Below are 11,907 nucleotides of genomic sequence, written 5' to 3' on the forward strand. Positions count from 1 at the left end.
TTAAAGAAATTAATAAAGGCCAAGCCTACGGATTTTAACTTGGCGTTATGGTGCATACGATTTAATAAATGACTAGACCTAAGAATTCAATAGAAGAAAGTAAAACTGGGCATGACCTTCTAAATCTTTTAAAAATTGAGGATCCTGATTCAAAATTTATGGAAAGAGAATTAGCAGATAAGCCTGATCTATCGTTTCAATTCAAAAATGATACAATAGGCTGCGAATGTACCCAAATTCCTCCAGGAAGGATTTACAAATATGTTCATACTAGATTCAAAGAATTATCTAAAAGCAAAGAAGCAATTGCTATACGTGTCGTATGGCCGCAAGAGCCACATGAATGGGTTAAGGAAGCAATTTTAAAAAAAGTTTCCAAGATTGAATCATATAAAAAGAATTCTAACTCTGACAAAATTTGGCTTTTGATTCATACACCACTGTCAGAAAAAGACAATACTGTGAGATATAAGAATCCTTCAATAATAGAACTAATTTTTTTAGCAGCTAACAATACCAAACATAAGTTTGACCGAATTTATTTTTGGAATCCAATTGATGGAATAAGGTGGATTTTCCCCTCTAGCCATCACATAAAAGATTTTAAAATTAATTTGAAAAATGGGTATCCTACTGACAATTTCTTAATTGGAAGGGCCCCGTTTACAACTAACAAAGAAGGTGAGGAATCAAAGACATATGATTATGGTATTGTAAAACCAAAGGTTATAATTATACCTCCTAAAGATAAAAACTTTAAAAAATCTAGACCGAACTATAGAAACCAATTCGTAAAAATGAAAATTGTAGCTTCTTCAAATTCAGCCCAAATGTTTTTTGAAAATGTAGAAGCACCATAACAAATGCTAAGAAATCATAGCACCCTGCGGGATGCTACGCCACATATACTTAATGTTACCTGCCATATGAAAAGAGAATTCACCATATCAATAATAATTAGTCTGACATTTTTGTCTTTAGGCTTCGCATTGCTTCACTACGAACTAATTGGATACGGATTGTCATTCTTTGTTTTCTTGCCTTTTTTACTTGGATACATTTTAGGGAAATCAACAATTAAGACAGTTAGCTTATGGGGACTTATCATTTCTCTTGCCATTTTCTTCATTTCACTTTTAGCTGGTGGACTTGAAGGTATGGTATGTGTTTTAATGGCAATGCCTTTGGTATTGATTGCAATAGCCCTTGGAGCATTTCTAAAATATTTAATTAAGAAGTATCAAAACTCCGACAAGCAAGACAATTTGATTAAAAGCTCAATTTTACCGTTTTGCCTATTCCTGACTTTTGCATTCATAGAAACAGAACTGACAAAAAATGAGCAATTTGTAACTGAAGTTAAATCAGAGGTAATTCTTCCATACTCCCCCATTCAGGTTTATGAGACAATAAAGTCAGTTGACACACTTGACGCTGAAAAGCCTTTCTTAATGAAACTTGACTTACCAATCCCGCAAAAGTGCGTGCTTGAAGAAGAAAAAGTGGGCGGGATAAGGACATGCTACTTTAAAGGAGGACAAATAGTTGAAAAGATAACCGAGCTTGAAAAAGGCAAAATCCTAAAAATGGACGTAATTGACTATCAGTTAACAGGAAGAAAATGGCTCGGTTTTAAAGAAGCAATCTACCTTTTTGACGAGTTAGAGAACGGACAGACAAAAATGACAAGAATAACGACTTATACCTCCGAACTGTATCCGAGGTTCTACTGGAGATCATTAGAGAAAATTGGGATTGAACAGGAACATGAATACGTATTCAGCAATTTGAGAAAAGACTTGAAAAATAAATACAGTGGGTAAACATCACCTATGAATGAATGGGGTTTCATCAGTCAGGAAAGTTTGGTGAGGGCAGATGAGAGAGCACTTTGAAAACTACCACCAAGCCATATGCTTAACGAACAGTTTGCCAGAAAATAATCATAGCTCTTATTGATCAGAAACTTATAGAGTATATAAATAATATTAGAGAAATTTAATAAATTACCAGAAAAAGGAATTAGGTATGGTTGAACTCCCTTTAGAATACTGGAACGCACTTGCACATCAAATACTTTTAACAACAGCATTGCTGAGCGGCTTTTCCATTGCTGTGGTAGCAAATTTATTGGTTTACGAATCAAAGAGCCGTATTGTAATCAATATACTTAGAATAGCAACAGTTGCCGCAGGTTGCTTTCTTATTAATGTTTTTTCTATGACCAAAATAATAATGTTGACAACTGATGGCTATCCATTAGAAGTTGTTGATAGTGATATCAATTTAGCTAGAATTATAGGTGTTTTGTCATTCTTTCTTGGTATCATTTCTTTAGCCGGAATAATTTCTCTGTCTGGGTTTACAAAATCAAGAAAAGCGGGAATATTTACCACTATCGTTGGTGTTTTAACGCTTTTAGGGATATTATTCATGATTACCTAAATAGCATGAAAAAGCAACTAATCCTATCTTAAAACCTCATTGTTTTCAATGATAATTTAAGATACATTATAATTCAAGTTCCTGTTAATATTATCTCAATTCCTTTACTTTGTGGCCAAACTAATAACCTGAGTTCAATTTTAAAATTGTGCTAAAAACTTATTAGAACGTTCCCGCTCGTGCGGGACTGGCTATTTCGGTCCCGATGGATCGGGATTACATTTTCATAAAAAGAAAATTATCCGTGATCTCATTAAATATTTAGCATGAGATATGCCGATGGGTCGGCACAGGCAGCATAAATTAAGACTTTTTGAAAAGGTAAGTCTTAATTTTCCGGCATGACGGTATTCAATAACAATCGAACTCAGGTTAATAACTATATGTAGGTATTTTGTTTTGCTTTTCGATGATTTAGGGAATGGAATTACAAAGGTATTAACACATCTTGCACAAGAAGAAGAAATTGTAAATATTTGTAAGCGTTTGATCTCGGATAAAATATAAAGCAGATAAGCGTAATTAATGAGTCACTTGTTGAATGGTTAGCAGTAATTGAAGAAAATGGACGATAAATTTATCATCACTAGCATAATAACTGTATCATTAGCCATTTCAGGTTATTTAGCAAAATATTTTAATGATATAAGACTGGCCAAACGGAAAGACAAACTGGATAGAATAAATCGTCAGTTGAAAGAATTTTATGGACCATTATTCAGTCTGACAGCTTCATCAAATGCCTCCTGGATTGAATTTAGAAAGAAAAACAGAACTCATGTTAAGGGTTATTTTGACCAAAGCGAACCACCAACTAAAAAAGAATTGGAATTATGGAGAACTTGGATTTGTACAGTTTTTCAACCAATTAATAACGAAATTTATCATTTAATCCTGAAAAATGGGGACTTAATCATCGAGAATAATTTTCCGAAACCATTAAGTGACTTGTGCGCACACTTCGAATCATACAAACCCATTATTTCCCAATGGTCTAGAAATGATTTTAGTGAGCATCTATCATTACTCAATTACCCAACCAGTATTTTGGAATATGCAGAAAAATCATACAATAAATTAAAACAAGAACAGAATAAATTAATTGGATAAAAACTACTGTCGCTGTTACTGGTTTGATAGATACCCTTCTTTTTTCCCGATGGGACAGGTTCTGTAGAGAAGGGAAAATCAGGAGCAGCCATTTTAAATTAGTGATCGAAGTGCCAATAAAGATTTAAAAAAATATGGATTTGTCGAAGACGAATCAGGAGCCTGCCAGCCTTTGGCTGGGTGAGTCTGAAAACAGGCTTAACAACGATTAGCAGCCTTTATTTCTAACAATATAATTTAAAGTCGGACAGTAATAAGTAAATAACCCATTTAACAAATAAAGCTATGACAAAGAGTGTCAACAGTAATTCAAGTGCTACTATCCAAAGCCCGTTTCAGCAAACTTACTTTCACGGAACAAAGGCAGATTTAAAAGTTGGAGACCTCATTGAAGTGGGTTTCAACTCGAACTATGGGCAAAAGAAAAATGTGAAATACATTTTTCTGACCGCAACATTGGACGCTGCTATTTGGGGTGCTGAACTTGCTTTTGGTGAAGGGCAAGAAAGAATTTATTTAGTAGAGCCCACCGGAGCAATTGAAGATGACCCTGACTTGACAGATAAAAAATTCCCGGGTAATCCCACTAAATCGTATCGTTCAACCCATCCGTTTAAAGTGGTAGGAGAAGTTACAATTTGGCAAAGACACCCGGCAGAGCAAGTTAAAACCATGAAAGAACATCTTGAACGGCTTAAAGAACAAGGCATTAATTCCCTAAACGATTAAATTGAAAATGCTAAAATAGAAATCAAGAAGTGACTGTAGTTTCCCATCTACACAAAATTCATGAGATTGATCGAAGATCATGTAAGGAATAATTCCGGTAAATTTGTGAAATAAACAACGAAGCACTCACAGACTCATCAACTATAGCGGCTTTGCATTGATTTAAATATTCCCTCTTTTTGCTATCTTTATCTAAGATGTCTAAGAGTGCATCTTTGTTCAGGCTATAAGAGAAAAAACGAACCGATAACACGACCATTAGCGGTCATAGTAAACAGAAATACCATCAAAATAATCATAATAGAATGTACAATTTTTCATACTTTAAGGAAAAAGACAAACAAACAATTTTGCACTTCATAGAAGCTCATCCCTTTGCCTTCCTGACAGGAAGTAGTTTATCAGGTAAGCAAGTTGCCACACAGATACCCATTCTGTTAGAAGAAAGAAATGGTGACTTGTTTTTACAAGGACACATCATGCGAAATACCGATCATCATAAATCTTTTATGGAGAACCCAAACGCTTTGCTGGTGTTTACCGGCCCCAGTGCTTACGTAAGTGCTTCCTGGTACACCAATCCACAAACAGGCTCAACCTGGAATTACATGAGTGTTCATATTAGTGGTGAGATGAATTTTATGACCTCTGAAAAGTTAATTCAGTTTATGAGAAAATTCACCCTGAAATTTGAAAAGGGAAACACACAGTCATTAACTATTTACGATAATCTACCTAATTCATATTCAAGCAAAATGATGCCTGCCATTGTTGGTTTTGAGATCAAGGCAGAGAAAATGGAGAACGTATTTAAACTCAGTCAGAATAGAGATGAGAAGAGTTATTTAAACATTATTTCAAAACTTGAAGAACAAGGTGGTGATAGTGGTTTAATTGCAGAAGAAATGAAGAAAAGAAAATCAGAATTATTTCCGCCCGGAGTGGAGTGGGATGGTGCTAAATTTGACTCCTGATTATTTGTTAATCAACTAGAAAATTACCTATAAGACAATGGAAATAAAAAGACTTAATCAAAACGAAACGAAGGATTTTATAAATTTAATAGAAATCTTTAAGGAAGTTTTTGAGAATGATTTTCAGACACCTGACCCGCAACATCTAAGTGCATTACTCTCTAACCCGAACTTTATCGTTTTTGTTGTTCGAATGAACGACAAAGTGATCGGGGGGTTGACAGTCTATGTTTTGCCGCAGTATTACAATATTAAACCATTAGCATACATCTATGACGTGGGGATTGCACCAGACTTTCAAGGGAAAGGAATGGGCAAGGCACTAATTAAAGAAGTATGTAGTTTTTGCAAAGCAAATGGTTTTGATGAAGCATATGTGGAAGCAGAAAGTGACGATATTGAAGCTGTTAATTTTTACAGAAAGACTGATTTCACAAATGAAATGAATGCAATACATTTCACTTATTCATTTACCGATAAAATTTAAGAGAAGAGAACCATGCTAACAATATAAGCGTAATGTGGGGGAAGTGCTTGAAACAAATTGAACATTCACCAACATATCGTCTAGTTAAAAATGAAGTCTTTGGCCAGGGAAAATTATAAAAAACAAATGAATCAAAATTACCAAAATATACTGATGAAAGGCGCTTGTTTAATGATAGCCATTACTTTTTTGATAGGATGTAATGCTAATCAATCACAAAAAGAATCAACCACTAGAACGGATAGTGTAAATGTTCAACCTAAGGTAGAACAGGATATTGAGGAACCTCTTTCCTCAGCTGAAGAAAAGGTTTTTTCTAATGAAAGGTTTAAAGATGTTACTGTTGAAAGAATAGGGGAGCATAAATTTACTATTGAAGGTAAGGCACAAATATTTGAAGCAAATTTTGGATGGGTAGTAGAGGATGGTCATGATGAGCTTCAAAAGGGACATGAAATGACTGACGCGGGAGCTCCGGAATGGGGAGATTTTAAGTTCACTATAGATGTTAAAAAGAAGCGGGAAAACTCCAGCTTGCATTTAATATTGTTTGAGTCAAGTGCAAAAGATGGCAGTCGTCAACACGAATTATTTATTCCACTTTATTAATTGTTTGCAAACGATTATAAAAAAGGTAGGAGAACTATACGAAATTTTAATAACACCAGGTGTCGTAGTCAAATAGAAAAAACTTAAAAATGTCAATTACAAAAGAATCCGAACTCATAGGAATGCAAAAAATTAGTGAAGTGGTGGGAACCACGCTTAAACTGATGAGAGCATATGCTAAAGTGGGTATGTCCACTAAGGAATTAGATGAATATGGCGGCAGCATTTTAAAAAGCTATGGCGCTAAATCTGCACCTTACGAAACTTATGGCTTTCCCGGTTATTCTTGTATTAGTGTAAATGAAGAAGCGGCTCACGGCATACCATCAGCCAAGAAAATATTGAAAGAAGGAGATTTAATTAATATTGATGTATCAGCAGAACTCAATGGTTTTTGGTCTGATAATGGAGGTTCTTTTGTATTGGGAAAAGACATTCATCATCATCAACCTCTGGTGGATGCATCAAGACAAATTTTACAAAAAGCCATTCAAAATATTAAAGGAGGAGTTAAGATCGCGGATATTGGCGATATAATAGAAACAGAAGCTAAAAAATCAGGATTTAAAGTCCTTAAAAATTTAGCTGGTCATGGAGTGGGCAGAAGTTTACACGAAGAGCCTGAAAATATTCTGAATTATAGGGTAAAAGCCAACCGCGAGAGATTTCAAAAAAATACGACTGTTGCTATTGAAACTTTTATTTCCACCACTTCTTCCTATGCAGTAGAGTTAAATGACGGATGGACACTAGTCGGAAATAAAGGAGGATATGTAACGCAACATGAACAGACAATCCTTATAACAGATCACGCTCCGGTTATATTAACAGCTTGTAATGAAATTTGGAGGTAAGAGTGCTTTTTTAGTCAATTGCATACTTACCTTCAATTAATTTCATCTCTTATTCCACAGGTGCCTCATCTATAATCTCAAGGCATGTAATTATCACCGGCTTTCCTTTCATGCAAATGCTACCTACGTCATTAGCAGGTTCAAATCCTAGCCGTACGCGTTGACCAGCTTTATAGTTGAAATTCCATAAAGAATCCTCCGTAGCACCTTCAGGTAGGGGAGGTGTTCCACAGAACCCCCATCGCCATACAGGCTCAAGATAATCTCCATTTTCCAGCTTAAAGAGGTAACCGCAACCATCCAATCCGGTAAGGTCTTCCACTGTAGCAACGTAGACACAATCTTTTGAGATGTAAGCTGATTCTGGTTCACAAGCCCAGATGCTTATTAAAAAGAGTAATCCAAATAATATCGATTTCATAAAGAAAGATTAAGGTTTGATGTTTAAGACACCTTCTTGATTTAAAAAAGTTGGAAGTGAGTGATTAGCCTTCGTAAGCCGGAATATACGTAGTATACTTATACCATCATCAGCTCTGTCGACAACACTTTATCATCCTTCTTTCTACCTCCAACTTTCAGTAATAAAGACAGGGTTCTTATCCATTTTATTTTTATTATTGTGCGATTATAAAAATGCCTTACTATTATATACCATAAAAATGAAGTAATGAAGAGATTAATAATAATTGTACTAGTTATAATGGGGATTTTAAAGTGGCATATCGTATCTGCTCAAGAAAATTTTATTTCAGGCTATATTATTAAGAATAGCAACGATACAATCTTTGGTCTATTGGATTACAGAAATTGGAAAAAAAACCCTAATAGAGTTACTTTCAAAAATAATCTTAAAGGTAATCCAGTTACTTATGAACCGACTGAAATACTTGAATTTGCAATGGGAAATGAAATATATGTAAGGGGGATTGTTAATACTGAAATTTCTTCTGTACAAACCAATAGTCTACAACATAGCCCTCAACTTGAAATAATAGTGGATACTACCTTTTTACAGGTACTTATAAGGGGCGAAAAAAGTTTATATTATTATCAAAAACCTGAGGGTCGTGAAAATTTTTATATTAAACAAGGTACAGGATTTGAACTACTAGTTTACAAAAGATACTTAAAACAAAAAGATGATAAAAATGTAATAATTGATAATAAAAAGTATTTAGGTCAGTTGAGTCTTTATCTAAAGGATTGTGCAACAATAAAATTGGAAAAAACTCAATATAAATTAAATAGCTTAATGGAATTATTTCAAGATTATTATAATTGTACACAATCCGATATTTCTTTTCAAAAAGAAAGAGAAAAAATTGATATAGAGTTTGGGGCACTTTTAGGAGCTTCTTTAACTTCTTTAAAGTTCGGTAGTAGTGCTTTTGATTATCTTGTTGATGCAGAATATAATTCATCAATTGATTTCACAACTGGGCTATTTTTGGATGTTCTATTACTGAGAAACCAAAGGAAGTGGTCAATTTATAATGAACTTTTATTTACAACTTATAAGGTAAAAGGTAAATATGAGGTGTTTAGGAATGAAAGCTACTATACAATAACATCAACCGAGATAGGATACTCTTATTTGAAGGTTAATAGTTTGTTACGTTTTAAATATCCAATTGGTAATCTATTTTTATTTATTAATGGCGGAATATCTAATGGATTGGCTATAAATGAAAAAAATTATAAAAAGATAGATTCAAAACTTTATGCATCAGAAAGAGTTGTTGAGGAATCAGCACTCGAAGGTTCACGGCGTTATGAGCAAGGCTATATTTTAGGGACAGGTATAAAACATAATAAATTATCCTTTGAGATTCGTTATGAAGGAGGAAATGGAATGTCAGGATACGCGAATTTATCGTCCTCAACAAAAAGGTATTTTTTGTTGTTAGGCTATAAATTCTAAAATTACCGAAAACCTTGTAATAAGTAAATATATGAGCAGAAGTGCAAGAATGTTAAGCTCGCATCTTGTCAATAACTAAATAGTTGACCCTTAAAAACTATTTAAATAGCTGATTATCAAAGCTTTTATTAAGTAAAAGCTTTGATTTTTCTGCAAGTTTTCGTATTTCCCTGACAGAAACCTTGCAAATACTGACGCATGAAACCCGTTAAAAAAGCTCAAACCCAAACCAGTCTGTTCTTCTCTTTTGAGAGTACTTTGAACCATAAACATCCACTATTTATTTTGGCAAACCAGATCAACTGGTCGCTTTTTGAGCAATCCTTTGAAAATCTGTATTGTAAAAACAATGGTCGTCCTGCCAAGCGTATACGCCTAATGGTTGGGTTGCTGATACTTAAACATTTGCGTAATATTTCTGACGAGAGTGTGGTAGAGCAATGGAGTGAGAACATTTATTATCAATACTTCTGCGGAGAAACCTCTTTTGTGTGCAGTGCGCCCTGTGAGCCGTCTGAGTTGGTTCACTTCCAGAAGAGGATTGGGGAAGCAGGGATAGAATTGATATTGAAGGAGAGCATCAGGGTAAATGGAAGAGATAAGGATGATGACCATGTGAACATAGATACCACTGTTCAAGAAAAGAACATCACTTTTCGCACAGATGCTAAATTGCACAAAAAGATCATCCATAAATGCAGGCAAATAGCTGATAAGTAGCAGTTACCTGTTCGCCAAGCCTATACCAGGACATTAAAGGCACTAAGCCGGGATCAACGCTTCAGGAACCATCCAAAAAACAAGGCAAAGGCACGCAAGGCAGACAAAAAGATAAAAACAATAGCAGGTAGGCTTGTGCGTGAGCTGGAAAGAAATCTACCTCCACATTCCATGTATCAAACAGACTTGGAATTGTTTAAAAGAGTGTTGGCGCAAAAAAGGATAGACAAAGATAAAGTATACTCTCTTCACGAACCAGATACCTGCTGTATCTCTAAGGGTAAAGAGCATAAAAAATATGAGTTTGGCAATAAGGCGTCCATCGTTAAAACAACCACTGGAGTAATTGTTGGTGCGATGGGCTTTAGGAATCCTTATGACGGACATACATTAGAACCCGCCTTGCAACAAGTAAAAAAGATGCTCGGAAAGCTGCCGAAAATAGCAATAGTAGACAGAGGGTACCGAGGCGTTAATAAAATTGAGGCAACTCAAATACTAGTGCCAAAAGCCACACCTAAGAACCAAAGCCACTACATGACCGCTAAATTAAGAAAGGCACATCGCAAAAGAGCAGCTATTGAACCAATAATAGGTCATGTAAAACACGATCATCGAATGGTTCGACACTTCTACAAGGGAATAGTGGGCGATAATATCAATATTATGCTTGCAGCAGCTGGATTTAACTTCAAAAGGATGATGAACATATGGAAATCATCTCTTTGGCTCTATTTACAAAAGATATATCAGAGCTGTTTTATTTATTGTCAAATTCTTTTCACCCCTAAAAGGACTATATTATGGGGGTTTTAAGGATTGACTAAATAGTTAGTGAATTAGCATTGGTTTGAGAGTTTTATCTATTAAGACTCTAGATATACGGAACACCTACAGTCTTCATTTTAGACTCAGCTGAGCGCTCTCTAAAAGTAATCCAGTTGGAGAAAGTTTTATTGTATATACCTGAAATACCTATAGGCTTTTGAAACGTCCATACTTCAGATGTTGAGCCAACACAAGTAGAGAAAGACTTTTGTCTATCATGTTTCCTTGATCGGGAAAAGACAATAAAAGCTTCTTATTCCCTAATTGGAAATCAAATCATAATACATTTGATTATCCGTAAATTGAAATCCAATTTGAAGATACATTGAACCTCCAAACTTATCCAACCCCAACACCTAAAAACCTTTTCACTTCAACACTTTATATCGGCTTAAAACTCTCAAAAGCTTCACCACAATTATTGCAATGGTGGAGTGAGCGACAAAGAGTAGGGCCAAAAGGAGATTTTAAAGTGGTGTTGGTGCTATCGCAATTGGGGCATTCAGCGTGCTCAAGAATATCAAGGTCTTCAATGAGGTTACCATGGACAGGGGGAGGAGCCAGACCAAATTTTTTCAAAGCTTGTTTGCCTTCAGTGGAGATCAGATCCGAACTCCAGGTTGTTTTCAGGTTTAAATTGACTGTATGGTTGGTGATGCCATGTTTGTTTAAAACTTCTGTCACATCACTTTTCATATAATCCATAGCCGGGCATCCGATAAATGTAGGGGTCATGTTGACTGTTACATGATCTCCCTCTATTTCAATGCCGGTAATTACACCCAGGTCAACCAATGAAATCACCGGAATTTCAGGGTCTTTTACTTCTTTTAGTAAGGATAATATGTCTTCTTTGCTATGTTTCATTTTAATCCTTCTTTGTTTTTGTTCAATGGAGATGGCCTTTGTAATATTTCTTATTCCGTATCAGGCGTCTGATGGTTGTTTGTCTTCTCATATAACCATCTGACGCCTCCCCACATTCGTCATAGTTTCAAACCTTTATACGTCATGGATGGTTGTTTGTATTCTCGTATAACCCATCTGACGCCTATTTACTTGAAGCTTTGGTTCGTGTCATAAACCTATCAATGCTATTAAGTTATGCTTTAATTAAAACCCCTTCCTTGCATCCTTCCCCAAAGAGAGAAGGAGGATTGTCTTAACTTAATAGCATTAATAAACCCATCCAAGGCCATGGTTCGTCTCTAGGCCATGGTTAGTGTC

Annotated in this window: 12 protein-coding genes and 1 pseudogene; 11 read left to right on the forward strand and 2 right to left on the reverse strand. The window is 35.2% G+C overall.

The window, feature by feature from the left end; translation table 11 throughout:
* The first annotated feature begins 68 nt into the window (after window positions 1-68).
* The 9 genes from JKA74_RS02795 to map all read left to right on the forward strand — a co-directional run bounded on the left by JKA74_RS02795 (window position 69) and on the right by map (window position 7,208).
* Window positions 69-860, forward strand: a complete 792-nt coding sequence (locus JKA74_RS02795) for a hypothetical protein (protein WP_201429632.1) — start codon at window positions 69-71, stop codon at window positions 858-860.
* A 66-nt stretch (window positions 861-926) separates the two neighbouring features.
* Entirely contained in the window at window positions 927-1,823 is an 897-nt protein-coding gene (locus tag JKA74_RS02800) for an SRPBCC family protein (protein ID WP_236587482.1), read from the forward strand.
* 205 nt (window positions 1,824-2,028) lie between these two features.
* Complete coding sequence (locus tag JKA74_RS02805; protein ID WP_201429634.1) at window positions 2,029-2,445, forward strand: hypothetical protein; 417 nt, start codon at window positions 2,029-2,031, stop codon at window positions 2,443-2,445.
* Between the two features lie 564 nt (window positions 2,446-3,009).
* Window positions 3,010-3,555 (forward strand): hypothetical protein, encoded by a 546-nt coding sequence (locus tag JKA74_RS02810; protein ID WP_201429635.1) that lies wholly within the window; start codon window positions 3,010-3,012, stop codon window positions 3,553-3,555.
* A gap of 285 nt (window positions 3,556-3,840) precedes the next feature.
* Window positions 3,841-4,284, forward strand: coding sequence for an NAD(+)--rifampin ADP-ribosyltransferase (gene arr / locus JKA74_RS02815; protein ID WP_201429636.1), 444 nt, complete (start codon window positions 3,841-3,843; stop codon window positions 4,282-4,284).
* A gap of 305 nt (window positions 4,285-4,589) precedes the next feature.
* Window positions 4,590-5,258 carry an FMN-binding negative transcriptional regulator gene (locus JKA74_RS02820; RefSeq protein ID WP_201429637.1) on the forward strand — a complete coding sequence of 223 codons (669 nt, stop codon included), beginning with the start codon at window positions 4,590-4,592 and terminating at the stop codon, window positions 5,256-5,258.
* Between the two features lie 37 nt (window positions 5,259-5,295).
* The gene (locus JKA74_RS02825; RefSeq protein WP_201429638.1) at window positions 5,296-5,745 is read left to right on the forward strand and encodes a GNAT family N-acetyltransferase; all 450 of its coding nucleotides are present in this window, start codon (window positions 5,296-5,298) and stop codon (window positions 5,743-5,745) included.
* Window positions 5,746-5,871: 126 nt separating this feature from the next.
* Window positions 5,872-6,354: a Gmad2 immunoglobulin-like domain-containing protein gene (locus JKA74_RS02830; protein WP_201429639.1), complete on the forward strand. Its 483-nt coding sequence runs from the start codon at window positions 5,872-5,874 to the stop codon at window positions 6,352-6,354.
* A gap of 89 nt (window positions 6,355-6,443) precedes the next feature.
* Entirely contained in the window at window positions 6,444-7,208 is a 765-nt protein-coding gene (gene map, locus JKA74_RS02835; RefSeq protein ID WP_201429640.1) for a type I methionyl aminopeptidase, read from the forward strand.
* 49 nt (window positions 7,209-7,257) lie between these two features.
* Here the strand turns inward: map and JKA74_RS02840 are convergent, their stop codons facing one another.
* On the reverse strand, window positions 7,258-7,629 hold the full coding sequence (locus tag JKA74_RS02840) for a hypothetical protein (RefSeq protein WP_201429641.1): 372 nt from the start codon (window positions 7,627-7,629) through the stop codon (window positions 7,258-7,260).
* A 249-nt stretch (window positions 7,630-7,878) separates the two neighbouring features.
* Here JKA74_RS02840 and JKA74_RS02845 point away from each other — a divergent pair, with 249 nt between their 5' ends.
* Entirely contained in the window at window positions 7,879-9,132 is a 1,254-nt protein-coding gene (locus tag JKA74_RS02845; protein WP_201429642.1) for a porin family protein, read from the forward strand.
* A gap of 198 nt (window positions 9,133-9,330) precedes the next feature.
* Window positions 9,331-10,668, forward strand: a pseudogene (locus JKA74_RS02850) (IS5 family transposase).
* Window positions 10,669-11,061: 393 nt separating this feature from the next.
* Here JKA74_RS02850 and paaD read toward each other — a convergent pair.
* On the reverse strand, window positions 11,062-11,547 hold the full coding sequence (gene paaD, locus JKA74_RS02855) for a 1,2-phenylacetyl-CoA epoxidase subunit PaaD (protein WP_201429643.1): 486 nt from the start codon (window positions 11,545-11,547) through the stop codon (window positions 11,062-11,064).
* Between the last annotated feature and the right edge of the window lie 360 nt (window positions 11,548-11,907).

Origin of the sequence: Marivirga aurantiaca (assembly GCF_016679925.1) — a bacterium.
Taxonomy (GTDB): domain Bacteria; phylum Bacteroidota; class Bacteroidia; order Cytophagales; family Cyclobacteriaceae; genus Marivirga; species Marivirga aurantiaca.